Consider the following 16,059-nt stretch of genomic DNA (forward strand, 5'->3'; position numbering starts at 1 on the left):
GGGGGGATCACGCATGCAGCAAGATAGAGAACATCAATTGCTGGAGGACAAAAAGGACTTAAATAAGTTCGGCTACGCGCAGGAGCTTCTACGCGATATGGGGGGCTTCTCCAACTTTGCGATCTCTTTCTCCATCATTTCGATTTTGACAGGCGCGGTATCTTTATACGGACACGGGCTTCTGTATGGCGGTTCAGGCATGATGGGCTTTGGGTGGACGATCGTCGCCTTCTTTGTCATCTTGATTGCGGCTTCGATGTCAGAGCTGGCGTCGGCGATTCCGACCGCGGGTGCCTTGTATCACTGGGCTGCGATTTTGGGCAGCAAACGATGGGGCTGGTATACAGCCTGGATCAATCTGATCGGGCAGATCGGAATCGTCGCCGGCATTGATTATTCCTTCTCGTTGTTTGCAGACCCGCTCCTCGCAAGTGCGTTCGGGTATACGTCTACGGAAACGACGACATTGGTTCTGTTTGGTATCACTTTACTCTTGCACGGCATTTTCAATCACATCGGAATTCGACTGGTCGCCCGTCTCAATGATTTTTCCGCTTGGTATCATATTGGGGTTGTTGTGATTCTCGTAGGCAGTCTGGTTTTCTTTTCTCGCCATGAATTGCAGCCGCTCGATTACCTGTTCCAGGTCGGGCAGACTTTCTCCGACAAACCGTACGCCATCGCATTCCTGATCGGTCTTTTGCAGGCACAGTGGACGTTTACGGGCTACGATGCCTCCGCCCATACGATCGAAGAAACGATCAACCCGCGGGTACGCGCAGCATGGGGAATCTTCACTTCAGTGGCCTTTTCTTTTATTTTTGGTTTTATCATGCTCGCGTTCGTTACCCTTTCCATCAAAGATGCAGCGTCAGCAAGCGAGGCGCCAAATGCCTTCATCTATGTGATCAGTGAAGCCTTGGGTGGGACTTTTGGCTCGGTCGTCTTATGGCTGGTCACCTTTGCGATGTGGTTCTGCGGCTTGGCATCCATCACCTCCTTCTCCCGGATGCTGTACGCTTTTTCCCGCGATAAGGGGATGCCGTGGAGCCGTCATTGGGCAGAAATATCGAAAAAGTACCGGACGCCGGCGAAAGCCATCTGGCTCGTCGTTATTTTATCGTTTGCGCTGGCCTTGTTTGATTACATCGTAAAGAGGATCAATCCGGACACGACGTATACGACACTCGCTTTCCTGACTGCGGTAAGCGTCGTCGGCCTCTATGTAGCCTATGGCATACCCTTGTATCTCAAGCTTCGTGCGGAGGCTAAAGGGCTCTTTTTACGCAAGCATTACGGGCCGTGGAATCTGGGGAATTGGAGCAAGACGATCAACGTATTGAGCTTGATTTGGATCATCTTCATCTCGATTGTGATGGTCATGCCACCGAATCAGACAGCAGGCTACGCGCTGATCGCCATGTTTCTTTTACTGCTGATCATGGATCTGGCTTATTACAAAAATCATTTCCCCGGTCCGCAAGCCGCACTGAACAAATCAGAGGAAGAGATTCAAATTCAGGAAGCGAAATTTAGAAACAAGTAGGGAAACGGAAGCAGCCAATAACAGCTTTTCTGCCGTTGCGGGGCAGAGAGCTGTTTTTTTTGCATAGCGCAGGGCGGGCTGCGGGGAAGCTACTACCAAAGATAGTCTCGTAATGAAGGAGCAACGACCATGAGCAGATGGAGAAAAAGGCTCCATGCGATCTGTGCGGCCTGCTGCCTGATCGCGTGGCATACGGGCATCGTGGCAAGCATGCCGATCACGCTTGCGCAAGAGCCGGCCAATCGCTATGAAGTCGCAGGGATATCCGATCCGAAAGCATTCGAAGCGTTTTATGGGAAGCTGCAGAAATGGGTGAGTAAAGGGAACAAGTCGGCGATCGCCCATCAGGTACAGTATCCGCTGCGCGTGAATCGAGAGGGGCTGAGCCGGTTTATCGCGGGTGAAAAACAGTTTCTGGCTGAGTATGATCAGATCATGACGGAGAAGGTCAAGCAGGCGTTGCTTCAGCAAGAAGTGAAGGACACGTTCGTCAATTATCAGGGGGTCATGGTGGGTGGCGGGGAGCTGTGGCTGCGTCAGTCCGGCAACAAATTCGTGATCGTGGCCATCAATCAATGAACAACGAAAACCGGTCAATGACTCGTCCATTTATCGAGGAGGCTGGTTTGGTCAAAATAGTTTTATCATTCATAATGTTTGTTTAGGATGGACATGTTCGACGGAATTATCTAAAATGTCTTATAAATCGAGTGGGATTGGAGGACAAAAACAGCGAAATGTCCACCCTAAATGGACGTTTGTCATTTCCGCAAAACCATGTTATATTCACTTAAGGTTATCTTTTTTAGTTTTATTTAACAATTAGAGACAGTCAGAGAGAAGGAGTGGTTGCGAGTGACTTGGAATCCTGAGGCTTTAGCAGCTGAAGTGGCAGACCAGGTAGTGGCGTGGCGCCGGCATTTGCATCAAAATCCAGAGCTTTCTTTTCAAGAAAACAAGACTTCCCAGTACGTGTATGAAACATTGGCTTCCTTTGGCAATCTTGAATTGTCACGTCCGACTCCGACGAGCGTGGTCGCCAGGTTGATCGGCAAACAGCCAGGTCCTGTTCTCGGCATACGTGCGGATATCGATGCATTGCCGATTCAGGAAGAAAATCAGGTGCCTTATGCTTCCACCCAAGCAGGAGTCATGCATGCATGCGGGCACGACGGTCATACGGCCATGCTGCTCGGAACAGCCAAGATCCTGTCTCAGTTCAAGGATCGGATCAAAGGAGAAGTGCGGTTCTTTTTCCAGCACGCGGAGGAATTGCCGCCAGGTGGAGCGGCAGAAATCGTCAAGACCGGTGCAGCTGACGGCATGGATTCCATTATCGGCATTCATCTTGCGTCCTATATGCCTGTCGGAAAATTCGGTGTTCTATACGGGGCGCTCACTTCTTCAACCGACCGCTTTGACATCACCATTCAGGGCAAGGGAGGACACTCTTCCCAACCGGAAATGACAGTAGACCCGATTGTGATCGGGGCCCAGGTCATTACTCATCTGCAGCAAATCGTCTCCCGCAATGTCAGTGCGTTGGACAAGCTCGTCATCTCCGTCACCATGCTGAATGCAGGGACAGCCTACAACATCATACCGGACACGCTGACGCTGACAGGCTCTACCCGGTGTTTTGATGCAGAAATCCGCAAGAATATTCCGATGTGGATCGAACGCATTGTCAAGGGAGTCACGGATGCTCACGGCGCTTCCTACGAGTTCACCTATTCGCTCGGCTACACATCCGTAGTGAATGATACGCAGGTCACGAGGATGATGGAAGATACGATTCGCGAGCGCTGGGGAGAGGAAGACATCATCTATATTGACCCGCTGATGCCGGGCGAGGATTTTTCAGCGTATCTGGAAAAGGCACCTGGCTGCTTCATCCAGCTCGGGGCAGGGAATGAAGAAAAAGGCTTTACGTATCCTCATCACCATCCGCGTTTTGACTTCGATGAGGATAGCATGATTCGCGGTGTGGAGCTTTTCATTCGAGCGGCAGAAAAAGTGGTAATGAAATAAACAATAAGGATCTACGGGGGGTACATCATGACGGAGCAACGCGTTAATGTGTTCAAGCTGCACTTCATTGTACTGATACTGGTCGCTCTCACGGAGTTCATCGGTACGAAAAAAATCAATATCGGGATCGGGGTCATCGCCTTGTTTCCCATGCTTTATGCACTAATACTCGGGGGCTTCATCAGCTGGCCGAAGTTCAAATGGCTGAAGGAAAAAGAAATGAATGCCGCAGCCAGCATTTTGGGGCTTTCCTTTTTTCTATTCATCTGCAAGCTGGGAGCCAACATCGGTCCTGAGCTGCCCAAATTGATGAGCTCTGGTGTTTCCCTTCTGTTCCAGGAAGTCGGTCACATCGTGGGTACGATTGCGCTGGGCTTGCCTGTCGCTCTGTGGATCGGTCTGAAGCGTGAGGCGATCGGTGCGACGTATTCTCTCGACCGTGAGCCAAACCTCGCCATTATCGTGGAAAAATTCGGTGCGAATTCTCCTGAAGCGCGCGGAGCACTCGGGGTATACATTTGCGGAACGCTCTTCGGTGCCATTTACATGTCGATTTTAGCTAGCCTCTTGGGCAGCAGCGGGCTGTTCCACCCGATTTCCCTCGCGATGGGTGCAGCAGTAGGCTCTGGCAGCATGATGGCGGCTGCAACCGGCTCATTGGCTGTCATCTTCCCGGAAGCGGCAAAAGACATTGCGTTTTACTCCGGGGCAGCCAATCTGATCATGAGCATTATCGGGACGTATGTATGTATTTTTGTTTCCCTCCCACTCACTCAGCGCCTGTATAAATCGCTGGAGCCGATCATTGGGCGCAAAAGCAAACATCATCAGAACCACCAAGAAGGGGGGCAGCATAGCGCATGAATCAAGTACTGACGATTTTACTCATTGGCGTTATCGCTCTTTTGGGCAACTGGATTGGTTACAAGGTGCCTCCAATGGAATCGGTTCCAGGCATTTTGCTCTTGGCTGTTATCACGTTGATCGGAATGGGCTTTACCCGGATCTTGCCATTCAAGTCTCCTGTCATCGTATGGATTTCCTTGTTCGCCATGATCGCAACTTCTCCGTTTTTCCCAGGCAATGCGTTTACAGCGGCCGCGATCGGAAAGATCAATCTGCTGGCACTCGCTACTCCGATCCTCGCTTATGCGGGTCTGTCGCTGGGGAAAGACATTCATCTGTTCAAGCAGCTCAGCTGGCGCATCGTGGTCGTTTCATTGGTCGTCTTCACAGGGACTTTCCTGTTTGCCACGCTGTTTGCGGAAATCATCTTCAAGATTCAAGGGAAATTTTAAGATTCGTGTCTCATTTGAAAGCCTCCATGCGCGATTGCGCCGTGGAGGTTCTTTATGTAGGCAAAAAGAATTGATCGATCAGGAAATGACGGGTATACTCGTAATAATCAGAACATTGCGGGATCATAGAGAGAGTCGGGAGTGGAGAAAACATGATTATCGATGTCAAAAACGTCAGTTGGGAGCGGGATGAGACGTCCATTTTGGACAACGTCAATTGGCAGGTCAAAGAAGGAGAGCACTGGTGTCTGGTCGGTCTGAATGGCTCCGGGAAGACAAGCTTGCTCAAAATCATCAGCGGGTACACATGGCCGACCAAGGGCGAAGTGAAAGTGCTGGACAATTTGTACGGGACGGTAGACCTAAGGGAAGTGCGCAAATCGATCGGATGGGTCAGCACGGCATTGATGGCACAGCTCCATGAGCACGAGACAGCCTTTCGCATTATTTTGAGCGGGAGAGAAGCTACGATTGGCCTGTATTCGGCTCCGAGAGAAGAGGATGTGAGGACCGCACAGGAACTGCTGGTGACCTTCGGCTGCGAGGCATTAAAAAATCGTCCCTACGGCGCTCTTTCCCAAGGAGAACGGCAAAAAGTGCTGATTGCACGAGCGCTCATGGCGAAGCCTCGCCTGCTGATCTTGGACGAGCCTTGTACAGGACTCGACCTGCTGTCTCGGGAACAGCTTCTTCAGATGATCGAGACCATCGCGAAGCAGCCGGATGGACCTACCTTGGTGTATGTCACGCATCATATCGAAGAGATATTGCCCTGCTTCACGCACACGCTTTTATTGAAGGACGGCAAGGTGGATCAGTCAGGGGAAACGGATCAGGTATTGACGCCAGAGGAGCTGACTCGCTTTTTCGGAGTGAGCGTAGACATTCGTCGTTCACAGGGGAGGGCTTGGATCAGCCTCGGCGAAGAGGCTGTTATCCGCTAAGTTTTACAGGGAAAGCACGCTCGAGTATGTTTGTGTATAATAGGAGTAGGAACTGTATCTGGGAGGAGAGGAGAGATGGAGGCATGACCAATGTGGTTGCACCGATCGCAGACTCCACCTGGGCGATCATCACCTATGAAGATGCGTGGAAAAGCAACATTAACAGCTACGTAATCAAACAAGGTGACTCGTATGTATTGATCGATTCCCAGCTGCGTAAGCATCGCGCCTTTTTGCAGAAATCGCTTGAGGATATCGGGGCCAAAGCCGAGAAAATCGAATACGTCTATTTTACGCATCGTCACCCCGATCATATCGGCAACGCTGACTTGTTTCCATCCCGGAACAACTGGATACACCTGGACGATTATTATGAACTGGACGATTTTTCTCAGACGCTTTTCGGTCATACCTTTACCGGAAGCGGGGGAGATCTGCCATCGTTGCGATTTCGACAACTTTCCTATCACACAGAAGGCTCCGTGGCCTTATTTGATCCGCAGACGAAGGTTTGCTTTACAGGGGATCATCTTTGTTTTCCCGATGCAGATCTGGGGAGCATCGTAGGGGAAGAGCCTGAGGTTCGCCAAGCGTATAAGCAATATGTACAGATGTGGAAAGTAAAAGAGCCGGATCGTGTTCAGGAATACGCCGAAGGATTGGAAATCTTGCTGGATTGGCCCATCGAGATATTGGCTACGGGTCATGGACCGATTCTAAAAGGGGATATCGTTCCGTTCATTCAAGAGATCCTTTCCATCGTTCGCAGCTAAAACCAAAAGACTTGTGCGGCCCATCGGGTGCTGACACAAGTCTTTTTGCATGGGATTATTCTTTTTTGTCTTTTTCCTTTTCTTGCAGGGTAGGGTCCATAATTTCTACATGGTATTTTTTATGCAGGTCTTCGAGCCACTTATCGATATTGGCTCTTCTATTTTTGTCTTTCACTTTTTCAGCGATTTCAGGACGTGCTTGCTCCAGCGTTTGCTTTGCATATTTGTCCTTGTTTTTCTCGTAGTAAGCCTTGATCTGTTCATCGGTTACCGGGAACGCTTTTTCCAGCAATTTATCACGCATCATAATCAGGCGCGTCTTTTCACGGAATTCCTGCTCCGTTGTTTTTTTCTCATCCAGATACTCCTGGAATTTCTCCGGAGTGCCCAGCTTTTCTTTTATAGGATTGATGAGCTTGTCCAGCTCTTGATCGGAGACCGTGACCCCCTGCGCCTTTGCTTCTTGGCGGAAGAGCTCAGCAGCCACAAGCTGTGTCATGGCAGATGCTCCGGATTTTTTCTTGAGCTCATCGTACACTTGCGTTTGCGTGATGGTAGTATTTCCAATCTTGGCTGCCACTGCTTCGGAGGTCGTCTCTTTCGCTTGAGATACACCAATCACGGCGAGGCCGAGTATTAATACGGATACAGTAAGGACGGATACATCAAATTTCTTCATCGAGTTGACCCTCTCTTTCATTGCGTTTCTGCAAAAACAGTATAGGGCGTACATACGGGAGAAATATGTAACCCTCTCTTACAAGAATTCCACAATTGCCGGGCTGTCTTTTAGGGTTCCATGCAGGCAAAGAAAAAGCCGCACAGCCATTGCGTTTGTGCGGCTCGTGAACCAGATGGAAATCTATGCGTCATCCAGCCTGTGTGGATGCTTTTTGCCATTCTTCCAGACGTTTCTCCAATTCTGACCGATTCAAATGGAGGAAGCTGGATGAGGATTTGCCCATCAATTGGCGCAGATGGGTGAGAGCGCGTTCGTAATTTCCTTTGGCAGCTTCGATTTCTGCGAGGCAGAACAGCTTCCACTCCCGTGCTGAACGCTTGGAGGCAATCAGTTGATACGCTTCCCAGGCACTTTCAACTTCTCCCAGACGTGCGTGAGAGCACGCGATCAGAGCCAAAGAATCTGTCATTCCCTGGTCGCGCTGATAGATGCGAAACGCAACCTCCAATGCTTCACTATAGCGACCGGATGAATAATAGACAATCGCCAAATTGTAGAACAAATAGTGAATCATGGCTTGATTGAACAGCGAGGGCTGGTCCTTGCAGACATGAATCCCTTGGACGATGAACTTTTCCGCCAGTTCATAATTGCCGGTCATGATTTCATGTGTGGATTTATCGAGCATCGCTACTGCACGCGAGCGGTTCTTTCGATAGGAGGCGTCAAGCCATCTCAATCTCGCTTCTGCGCGGCGTTTGTTCAGGTTTGCCATATATTGAAAGCGGAATGGCCAGTGCAGTCGGATAAACATGACCAACAGCACAACACCCAGCCCCGCCAATGTTGACGTCAGATTCAGATTCAAATAATCCACGCAGATGACACCCTCTCTTCCCAGCTGCTTCTACTCATTCATCTTAGCACAGAACCAGTTCGCGTGACAGGGCATTGCCTTTATTTCGTCAGGGAGAGTCTGCCCAGCTGGCGGTTGCTGGAAAGCTCCTGGGCTGCGACGAAGCCTTCCGATACGGTGTAAAGCGTGTCATCGATGGTGAGGATTCGGTTGATATTATTCTTGCTGTCGTACCAGCCGTCACCTGCTTTTTTCAGCTCTTCGTCACTGAGATGAGTGATTTTGCTGGTCAGGTGAAAGCCCGATTTCAGATCCAAATGATAGACGTAGGCACCCTGAAAGGTGAATGATCCGTATTCGCGGATGTCTTTTTTCGCTCTCTGTTCGGCACTCCGTTCATAGACGGTCACAGGAAAGGCTAGCAGCTCCTTCTCTTTGGAAAAGAGGAGGGCTTTATGGTTGGATAGCAACTCCGAATTCGTTCCCCGGTCGCCGATGACCGTCTTGAATTTTTCCTTTGGATGCGCGACATCTGACACATCAAACAGAGCGATTTTCATGCCTTGATAAAAGGCCATGTCTTTGTCGGACTCGGCTTCCTTGCCAAAGCCGATGATGTGGTTTTCGTCATACGGATGAAGATAATCGCTGTAGCCGGGTATTTTCAGCGCACCGAGAATGGAAGGCGCAGCAGGCTTAGACAGGTCAATCACAAACAGCGGATCCACTTGTTTAAACGTCACCAGATAAGCGCGATTTCCGATAAAGCGAGCGGAATAGATGCGTTCCCCGGGCGCGATTCCTTCGAGTTTGCCATAGGTTTTCAGTTCCTTGTCGAGCACGTACAGATTGTTTTTGGACGTATTTTCATCCTGGCGCCACATCTCTCCGCTGGTCGTCGCGATCCGCAAATACCCATCGTGCTCATCGAGGGAAAACTGGTTCAGAATGCGGCCAGGCACTGTTCCTTTCCCCGAAAAGGAGAGTTTTCCGTCTGTCATCCCGAAGCGGTACACAGTCGTATTGCTTTTGGTGACGACGGGGACGAATGTCGGGGTTAAGGATTCCTTCAACGGTTTGGCGTTTTGCGGCCACTCATATTCCGTTACCGCTACGTAGAGATTGTCCTTGGAGGCATAGATGTTCTCGCCGGCACCGAGGTACGTGGAAAGCGACATTTTTTGTTCGGGACGATCCAGATTGACGCCTGCGACCATCAAATAATCGGGCTGAATGCTTTCCGGAAAATAACGGATGTCCGAATAGGGAACCGTTTGGAATTGCTCGCCTTGCACGCTGTCCCGGTACTGGGGTCCAGGTAGTTCGTTTTTCTCTTCGAGGATTGCGTAGGTATTCACATACTGGTTAGCGGTCAGGTACAGATTGGCACCGATCTTTCTCGATGACAGGTACTGTCCCTCCACATCCACCTGGCGGGTCAGTCGCGGATGAGTCTTGTCCCTGATGTCGTAGATCATGGCTTTTACGGTTTGATGATCCTGTACGTAAGGAAGTCTTCGCTTCGACACGACCGATGATTGCATCTTCACAGACTCACTGGCTTGCCCGATGACAATCAATCGCCTCTCGTCTACATAGAGCTCAAGCGGCTGGAAAAGTCCGTTTTCATACGTGATGCGACTGCTGATTTTCATGCCGTCAGCAGGGGTGGCCAAAATGATCCGGACTTCCTGAGGAGTTGCCTGATAGACGTACTGGCCATCTGTTTTGACGATGTCGGCCTCATCGACTCCCTGCACCTGGGTGTTCGTCGTCGAGAAGTCGGCGGATCCGCCTAAAGCGGTGTCGGCGCTTTTGGCCATGGGAGCGGCCGGAGCCGCGACGGCAGCGGATTCCATGTAGATCGGGCCAGCATTGGTTCGCGAGTTTTTCTCCAGCAGTTTCTTCAGCTGGCTGTATGATCCTACGACAGGCAAAACGTCTTTTTGCCGGGACGGCAGCTCTTCCTCACCGAATGCCCCGGCTGCTGTGAAAAATGGCGTGAGTGCCAGCGTGAGAGCAGTGGCGACAAGCAGGTAGGGCCATTTTTTCTTCATCGTATTCCCCCCGAAAAGATATCTAGTAGCGGTACGGTTTCTGATAATAGGACGATGGGTTTCGGCAAATGTTTCACACTTCTGCTGGCACATTCTACGGACAGGTGGGAGAGCGTGTGCTATAATAATAGGCGGTTTATGATACCAATCACACCACTTCGTCAAAAGGGGCGTCATAGATGGAAAAGTTGAAACAAAGCATCCTTGAGCTGATTACGGATACGTCTACAAACCTGCCACCGGACGTGCGCCGCGCGGTTAATGCCGCAAAAGTGCAAGAAGATTTGGGCACTCGCGCAGCGCTTTCTTTGTCTACAATCGCACAAAACGTAGTCATGGCAGAAGAGAACGTTTCTCCAATCTGTCAGGATACGGGTATGCCGACATTTGAAGTGAAAACACCGGTTGGAGTGAACCAACTGATCATCAAAAAGGCAATCAAGGAAATGATCGCAGAGGCTACCAGAACAGGCAAGCTGCGCTCCAACTCCGTAGATTCCTTGACAGGATCAAACACAGGCGACAACCTCGGACCTGGTACTCCAGTGATCCACTTCGAGCAATGGGAAGAAGATGAGATTGAAATCAAGCTGATCCTCAAAGGCGGCGGCTGTGAGAACAAAAACATCCAATATTCCCTGCCTTGTGAACTCGAAGGCCTCGGAAAAGTGGGCCGAAATCTGGACGGCATCCGCAAATGCATCCTGCACGCGGTCTATCAAGCACAAGGTCAAGGCTGCTCCGCTGGGTTCATCGGCGTAGGTATCGGTGGTGACCGCACTTCCGGTTACGCGCTGGCAAAGCATCAGCTGTTCCGCAAAGTGGAAGATGTGAATCCGATTCCGGAACTGGCTGAACTGGAAAGCTACATCATGGAAACCGCGAACCAACTGGGCATCGGTACCATGGGCTTCGGCGGAAATGCGACTCTGCTCGGCTGTAAAATTGGCGTAGAAAACCGCCTGCCAGCAAGCTTCTTCGTATCCGTTGCGTACAACTGCTGGGCGTTCCGCCGTCAAGGTGTTCGCTTGAATGCAGAAACAGGCGAAATCCTCCGCTATCTGTACAAAGATGAAGAGGTAAAAATGGATCTGACTCCGGTTGCGGCGACGGAAGCGAAAGAAGAGCGCAGAGAGGTTGTCCTGCAAGCTCCGATTTCCGAAGAGCAAATCCGCAGCCTGAAAGTGGGCGACGTCGTCATCATCAACGGCGAAATGCACACAGGACGCGATGCCCTGCATAGCTATTTGATGGAAAATGATTGCCCAGTAGATATGAACGGCGGAATCATCTACCACTGCGGTCCGGTTATGCTCAAAGACGAAGCTGGCGAATGGCATGTGAAAGCGGCTGGTCCGACCACCTCCATTCGTGAGGAGCCGTACCAAGGAGAAATCATTAAAAAGTTCGGCATCCGTGCGGTCATCGGAAAAGGCGGCATGGGTCCAAAAACACTGAAAGCGCTGGGTGAGCACGGTGCCGTGTACCTCAACGCAATCGGTGGTGCGGCTCAGTACTATGCGGAATGCTTGGAGAAAGTAGAAGGCGTAGACTTCCTGGAATTCGGTGTTCCAGAAGCGATGTGGCACCTGCGCGTAAAAGGCTTTGCAGCGATCGTTACCATGGATTCGCATGGCAACAGCTTGCACGCGGATGTAGAGAAGTCTTCTCTGGAGAAATTGGCGCAATTTGCTGCACCGGTATTCAAATAAAACACTAGATCCAAACCTTTGGCATCCGCTTTGGCGCCAAAGGTTTTTTTATTTTGCTTTCAAATCGCATCCCCCTCTCATACCCTATTGCAGATACCGGATCTGTTAGGAGGGAACAGAATGCGGTGGGTATATAAAAAAACGATGACTAAAGAGACGCGCAAACAGGTTTGGGAGGTAAAGGACAAAGCGGGGAATATCGGCTATTTCAAGTATCCGAACCATAAATTCTATAAACACCGCCGGATGATCGCCAACGAATACATCGCGATTTCACTGGCAAAAAACTTGGGATTCCCCGTGGCGAAATTGGTGCCCGGTACTGCGAAAGGACCTAATAAACGCAAGGTGAGAGGCTACATTTCCCCATGTGTGAACGCAAGAGAAGTCATTACCTGGAAAAGGGCAAGTGAAGAAGTCAAACAGCAGCCGGCCATGCATGTGAACGATGTAAAGCTGCTTACGCAAGTGATTGTGTTTGATGTCTGGATACTGAACAAGGACCGCACCAGTGTCAATTTGATCTTGTACCGGGATCATCCGGGAGAAAAATACAACTGGTATCTGATTGATCATGGGAGCGCATTGCTGGGATCGCACAGGAATACGCCATTTGATCGGGTGAGGGGTATCAAGCATCCCCAGCTTAATAAGAGCATTCGAATACCAAGTGGTATGAAGAGCCTTGTCCTCCAAGACGGGAAAGCGGTTGAAGAAATGGTAAAGAAGGTGAAAGCCCTTCCCGTTTCTGTCATTAAGCGAGCCATCAAAAGCGTTCCCAAGCGGTTGTTGACGAAAACGAATCAGAGGACGATCAGAAAAATACTGCGTTATCGCAGAGATAGGATCGATCGGATCATGCGGGATATTCTCGCTCAATTAGACCAAGGGAAACCTCCCGTTTTATAAGTCTGTCGAGTATTTCACTTCAGCGTAATTGTTTCCTTGGGTGAGAGCCTGCAACGGCATCTGTCATGGGTGTTTGACCATTCTTGGGAAAATGGGTATTGGTTTAGGTTCTCCCCAGGCGGGCGGGCATAGGTTAATAACGAAACATATCCGATAGAGGAGTGATCGCGAGTGAACTATGTAGTCCGCGCAGGAGACACGCTGAACAGCATCGCAGCCCGTTTTGGCGTGCCTGTACAGGAACTGATCCGCGTCAATAATATTGCGTATCCGTACTATATTTACGTCGGCCAAACGATTTACATCCCCACAGCCACCACCCCAGCCCCTACGCCTCCGCCAATGAGTGATTTTGACCGTCGATTGACTCGCGCCGAGTACCGCATCGATGCTCTGCGTGATGACTATACAAAGCTGAGCGACCGAGTAGATCGTCTGGAGAACCGCATCGGCCGATTGGAAACGCGTGTCACCAATCTGGAGCGTCCAGTTCCAACTGCACCTCCGCGCCCACGCCCCACAACTGCCCCGCCACCTCGTCCTACTGCCACTCCAACCCCGCGCCCAAGACAATAACAAGGTGAGAAGTGCCACATAGAAAAATGCCCGAAAATCGCCTTCGGGCATTTTGTGCATTCATTCGTAATTTTTTCTTACAGGGTGATTTCCCCCAAACGCATTGCTGCATAGGGTGATAGGAGAGGATCAAGAGGAGGTGTGCCATGTTTGGGATTAACGGAAAGATCATACGGCATCACTTCATGGGCGTCTATGGAAAAGTGGTGCAGATCAGAGAACTGGTGGAAGTGTTAGATAATGTGTTTGATTCCTTTCACAAGGTAAACACGATCAGCAAGACGATGCTGGGACCTCGCAAGCCAAGTGCCAAGAAGCTGGATCGCCTTCGCTAGAAGAACAGACGAAGAAGCCCCGCTGTAAGCTCGCGAGCTAAACAGTGGGGTTTCTTCGTGGTTTCAGGATTTTCGTTATTTTTTCTCTAGCATTGCTTGCATGCCCATGCGAATCATTTCCTTCACCATGCCTCCTCCCAGGCGGCCACCGATTCGACCAGCGTCATGGGAGCTTAGTTGGCCGTTGTAGCCATTCTGCAAGGGAACATGTAATTCTCGCGCCACTTCATATTTCGCCTGATTCGGGTCGGCGACCTGTGCGACCTTTGCCTTCAATGCATCCAGTCCATGGCGGGAATCGGCAACGAGCGGGCGTCTGCGTCTGCTCATGTTCTTTCACCTCTACAACTAGCTTGCCCGATTAGATCAAAGCTTTGCGCGAGGTGAAGTCGGTTTCGCGGTAGTAGGTATTGGCAACCAGCAGATTCGGGCCGGCACATTTGGCCGCTGGACAGAAGCAATTGATCTTTTGATTGAGCGGATGCTGCTGCCAGGTGTCGAACATCGATTGAAGCTGATCGGATTGAATGTTGCCGAGCGGCTCTACATCACCGAAGTCGGTCACGATCACGTCGCCAGTGAAAATGTTGATGTTGAGTCGATTGCGGCCATCCGGGTCGTTGCGCGTCGTCACATTTTTGGCATCGCGCAAACGTTTGATCAACTCGCGGTCCGCTTCGATCGGGCTGCAAGCGAAGAATGGCAAGGTACCGAACAGCATCCACAGTTCTTCATTGCGAATATCAAGCATGCGGTGAATAGCGGCGCGCAATTCATCCAGCTGCAGAACGTCCAGATCACGGGCGAAGTCACTCGCATACATGGGGTGTACTTCGTGGCGCCGCGCCCCCATGTCCTGGATTTGCTGATGAAGTACCTCAAGCTTTGGCCAAGTCCGATGATTCAGCATCGTTTCCGCGGAGACGAAAACGCCTGCGTCCGCGAGTTTTTTTGAGCTTTCGATCATGCTGTGAAACAGCGCCTCAGCCTGTTTGGATGAAACCGCCTGCCTGGCTTTTGCGTAAACAATATCATGGAATTCCTCCGGTGTAGACCAGTTCCATGAAATATGCATGACATCTATGTACGGTAAGATCAGTTCGTAGCGCGAAAATGGCATGGACATATTGGAATTGATCTGGGTGCGAAGCCCGCGATCTGTTGCATATTTCAGGATCGGCAGGATGACCTCTTTGACGGTCCGTTCACTGTACATCGGTTCGCCGCCTGTTATACTGAGAGTGAGAAGATCACGCGCTTCATCCAGACGACGCAGAATCAGGTCAACGGGCAGAGCGGGATCGTCCTTGTAACGCAATGTATCGCCGACTGCACAATGCTCACAACGGAGATTGCACAGATTCGTTACGGTAAATTCGACGCTGGTCAGCTTATAGGCCGGTGGTGTCGCATTTGTCAACGGCTCCCATGGATCTTGCGCGGGTGTAAGGGGTGTAGTCGGAACCATGCGGATCAATGGTGGAAACCTCCTTCATACTGTGTACATTCAACCTATTATAACGACATTCGAACGGAAGGAGAATAGCGAACAGATGATTATGGGAATGTCTTTTAGTCGTGGCGTCTTATTTCACGATCGGAATGTGCTGGCATGTGCCGAAGTGAAGGGCGGAGTCATCCATTTGTGGGCTGAAAAAATTACGATTCGAACCATCGGCAAGCTCTGGTACCGGATCTTTTTCTCCTTTCCCTGGTATTATCAATTGATTCATTTGCTGCTCGCGGGATATGTGGTGGCAGCTTATCTGAACCCATCTTTTGCTGTGATCGATCCGATGTGGATTGCCGTCTACATAGGGGGCTTTCATTTTGTCTTTCCAAGTGTGATGAAAAAATTCCACGGAGCAGAGCATAAAGTGTTTAGTCATTATGGAAAAAAGAACATGGATGCCATCGGTGAAGTCGCAAAGGCGGACATCGTCAATGCCGGGTGCTCGACGAATCTGGTTGTCTGGTTCTTTATCGGTTTGTTGCTGACCGTGTTTTTCCTGCCCCTGGAATGGAGTGTGGCTTGCGGGATAGCGACGCTGTTGGCGGGAATGTTTGGGGACCGCTACTTGCGTAAATATTGCGGGTTTGCTTACAAGCTGTCCGGTTTCTTTCAAAAGCATTTTACGACCAAGGAGCCGGATCGGGTGCATCTGGAGACAGCGCTTCGATCCTACATCCTGTTTGAGCACATTCGGGATAAAGAACGCTTGGCAGCTTAAGAACATCAGACGAAGAAAAGGAGAGGGGTCCCCTCTCCTTATTTATATACAGATAAGAATTAATAAGATTCTTATCCAGTATAAGTGCAACATAGCGAGACTTCGAACG

At 50.4% G+C, this 16,059-nt stretch carries 17 protein-coding genes; 12 read left to right on the top strand and 5 right to left on the bottom strand.

The features are described from left to right. Window positions 1-13 precede the first annotated feature (13 nt). The 7 genes from JNE38_RS11350 to JNE38_RS11380 all read left to right on the top strand — a co-directional run bounded on the left by JNE38_RS11350 (window position 14) and on the right by JNE38_RS11380 (window position 6,592). A complete protein-coding gene (locus JNE38_RS11350) occupies window positions 14-1,546 on the top strand; it encodes an amino acid permease (RefSeq protein ID WP_203356642.1) in 1,533 nt (510 codons plus the stop codon). Between the two features lie 129 nt (window positions 1,547-1,675). Next, on the top strand, window positions 1,676-2,125 hold the full coding sequence (locus tag JNE38_RS11355) for a hypothetical protein (protein ID WP_203356643.1): 450 nt from the start codon (window positions 1,676-1,678) through the stop codon (window positions 2,123-2,125). A gap of 276 nt (window positions 2,126-2,401) precedes the next feature. Continuing rightward, the gene (locus JNE38_RS11360) at window positions 2,402-3,577 is read left to right on the top strand and encodes an amidohydrolase (RefSeq protein ID WP_203356644.1); all 1,176 of its coding nucleotides are present in this window, start codon (window positions 2,402-2,404) and stop codon (window positions 3,575-3,577) included. A gap of 27 nt (window positions 3,578-3,604) precedes the next feature. Beyond that, entirely contained in the window at window positions 3,605-4,441 is an 837-nt protein-coding gene (locus JNE38_RS11365; RefSeq protein ID WP_203356645.1) for a DUF3100 domain-containing protein, read from the top strand. Then, window positions 4,438-4,875, top strand: a complete 438-nt coding sequence (locus JNE38_RS11370; RefSeq protein WP_203356646.1) for a hypothetical protein — start codon at window positions 4,438-4,440, stop codon at window positions 4,873-4,875. The genes JNE38_RS11365 and JNE38_RS11370 overlap by 4 nt, the downstream gene beginning before the upstream one ends. Window positions 4,876-5,027: 152 nt before the next feature. Beyond that, window positions 5,028-5,819: an ABC transporter ATP-binding protein gene (locus JNE38_RS11375; protein WP_203356647.1), complete on the top strand. Its 792-nt coding sequence runs from the start codon at window positions 5,028-5,030 to the stop codon at window positions 5,817-5,819. Between the two features lie 83 nt (window positions 5,820-5,902). Continuing rightward, entirely contained in the window at window positions 5,903-6,592 is a 690-nt protein-coding gene (locus tag JNE38_RS11380) for an MBL fold metallo-hydrolase (RefSeq protein WP_203356648.1), read from the top strand. A gap of 55 nt (window positions 6,593-6,647) precedes the next feature. Here the strand turns inward: JNE38_RS11380 and JNE38_RS11385 are convergent, their stop codons facing one another. The 3 genes from JNE38_RS11385 to JNE38_RS11395 form a co-directional block, all read right to left on the bottom strand. Continuing rightward, on the bottom strand, window positions 6,648-7,271 hold the full coding sequence (locus tag JNE38_RS11385; RefSeq protein WP_203356649.1) for a SurA N-terminal domain-containing protein: 624 nt from the start codon (window positions 7,269-7,271) through the stop codon (window positions 6,648-6,650). 190 nt (window positions 7,272-7,461) lie between these two features. After that, window positions 7,462-8,151, bottom strand: coding sequence for a tetratricopeptide repeat protein (locus JNE38_RS11390; RefSeq protein ID WP_203356650.1), 690 nt, complete (start codon window positions 8,149-8,151; stop codon window positions 7,462-7,464). Window positions 8,152-8,231: 80 nt separating this feature from the next. Then, entirely contained in the window at window positions 8,232-10,187 is a 1,956-nt protein-coding gene (locus JNE38_RS11395) for a beta-propeller domain-containing protein (protein ID WP_203356651.1), read from the bottom strand. A 179-nt stretch (window positions 10,188-10,366) separates the two neighbouring features. Here JNE38_RS11395 and JNE38_RS11400 point away from each other — a divergent pair, with 179 nt between their 5' ends. The 4 genes from JNE38_RS11400 to JNE38_RS11415 all read left to right on the top strand — a co-directional run bounded on the left by JNE38_RS11400 (window position 10,367) and on the right by JNE38_RS11415 (window position 13,719). Next, window positions 10,367-11,899 (top strand): fumarate hydratase, encoded by a 1,533-nt coding sequence (locus JNE38_RS11400; protein ID WP_203356652.1) that lies wholly within the window; start codon window positions 10,367-10,369, stop codon window positions 11,897-11,899. Between the two features lie 120 nt (window positions 11,900-12,019). After that, a complete protein-coding gene (locus tag JNE38_RS11405; protein ID WP_203356653.1) occupies window positions 12,020-12,808 on the top strand; it encodes a HipA family kinase in 789 nt (262 codons plus the stop codon). Between the two features lie 171 nt (window positions 12,809-12,979). Continuing rightward, window positions 12,980-13,384 carry a LysM peptidoglycan-binding domain-containing protein gene (locus tag JNE38_RS11410; RefSeq protein WP_203356654.1) on the top strand — a complete coding sequence of 135 codons (405 nt, stop codon included), beginning with the start codon at window positions 12,980-12,982 and terminating at the stop codon, window positions 13,382-13,384. A 146-nt stretch (window positions 13,385-13,530) separates the two neighbouring features. Beyond that, window positions 13,531-13,719 (top strand): hypothetical protein, encoded by a 189-nt coding sequence (locus JNE38_RS11415; protein ID WP_203356655.1) that lies wholly within the window; start codon window positions 13,531-13,533, stop codon window positions 13,717-13,719. 75 nt (window positions 13,720-13,794) lie between these two features. Here the strand turns inward: JNE38_RS11415 and JNE38_RS11420 are convergent, their stop codons facing one another. Both JNE38_RS11420 and yfkAB read right to left on the bottom strand, forming a co-directional pair. Beyond that, a complete protein-coding gene (locus tag JNE38_RS11420; RefSeq protein WP_203356656.1) occupies window positions 13,795-14,049 on the bottom strand; it encodes a small, acid-soluble spore protein, alpha/beta type in 255 nt (84 codons plus the stop codon). Between the two features lie 31 nt (window positions 14,050-14,080). After that, window positions 14,081-15,196 (bottom strand): radical SAM/CxCxxxxC motif protein YfkAB, encoded by a 1,116-nt coding sequence (gene yfkAB / locus JNE38_RS11425; protein ID WP_203356657.1) that lies wholly within the window; start codon window positions 15,194-15,196, stop codon window positions 14,081-14,083. 76 nt (window positions 15,197-15,272) lie between these two features. Here yfkAB and JNE38_RS11430 point away from each other — a divergent pair, with 76 nt between their 5' ends. Continuing rightward, window positions 15,273-15,950, top strand: coding sequence for a DUF1385 domain-containing protein (locus JNE38_RS11430; RefSeq protein ID WP_203356658.1), 678 nt, complete (start codon window positions 15,273-15,275; stop codon window positions 15,948-15,950). Window positions 15,951-16,059: the final 109 nt, after the last annotated feature.

This window comes from Brevibacillus choshinensis (assembly GCF_016811915.1).
In the GTDB taxonomy this organism is placed as follows: domain Bacteria; phylum Bacillota; class Bacilli; order Brevibacillales; family Brevibacillaceae; genus Brevibacillus; species Brevibacillus choshinensis_A.

What these genes read in the sequence shown, in the direction of transcription:
- JNE38_RS11350 (WP_203356642.1), top strand. Translation starts at nt 14, where the DNA reads ATGCAGCAAGATAGAGAACATCAATTGCTGGAGGACAAAAAGGACTTA.
- JNE38_RS11355 (WP_203356643.1), top strand. Translation starts at nt 1,676, where the DNA reads ATGAGCAGATGGAGAAAAAGGCTCCATGCGATCTGTGCGGCCTGCTGC.
- JNE38_RS11365 (WP_203356645.1), top strand. Translation starts at nt 3,605, where the DNA reads ATGACGGAGCAACGCGTTAATGTGTTCAAGCTGCACTTCATTGTACTG.
- JNE38_RS11370 (WP_203356646.1), top strand. Translation starts at nt 4,438, where the DNA reads ATGAATCAAGTACTGACGATTTTACTCATTGGCGTTATCGCTCTTTTG.
- JNE38_RS11375 (WP_203356647.1), top strand. Translation starts at nt 5,028, where the DNA reads ATGATTATCGATGTCAAAAACGTCAGTTGGGAGCGGGATGAGACGTCC.
- JNE38_RS11380 (WP_203356648.1), top strand. Translation starts at nt 5,903, where the DNA reads ATGACCAATGTGGTTGCACCGATCGCAGACTCCACCTGGGCGATCATC.
- JNE38_RS11385 (WP_203356649.1), bottom strand. Translation starts at nt 7,271, where the DNA reads ATGAAGAAATTTGATGTATCCGTCCTTACTGTATCCGTATTAATACTC.
- JNE38_RS11395 (WP_203356651.1), bottom strand. Translation starts at nt 10,187, where the DNA reads ATGAAGAAAAAATGGCCCTACCTGCTTGTCGCCACTGCTCTCACGCTG.
- JNE38_RS11400 (WP_203356652.1), top strand. Translation starts at nt 10,367, where the DNA reads ATGGAAAAGTTGAAACAAAGCATCCTTGAGCTGATTACGGATACGTCT.
- JNE38_RS11405 (WP_203356653.1), top strand. Translation starts at nt 12,020, where the DNA reads ATGCGGTGGGTATATAAAAAAACGATGACTAAAGAGACGCGCAAACAG.
- JNE38_RS11415 (WP_203356655.1), top strand. Translation starts at nt 13,531, where the DNA reads ATGTTTGGGATTAACGGAAAGATCATACGGCATCACTTCATGGGCGTC.
- JNE38_RS11420 (WP_203356656.1), bottom strand. Translation starts at nt 14,049, where the DNA reads ATGAGCAGACGCAGACGCCCGCTCGTTGCCGATTCCCGCCATGGACTG.
- JNE38_RS11430 (WP_203356658.1), top strand. Translation starts at nt 15,273, where the DNA reads ATGATTATGGGAATGTCTTTTAGTCGTGGCGTCTTATTTCACGATCGG.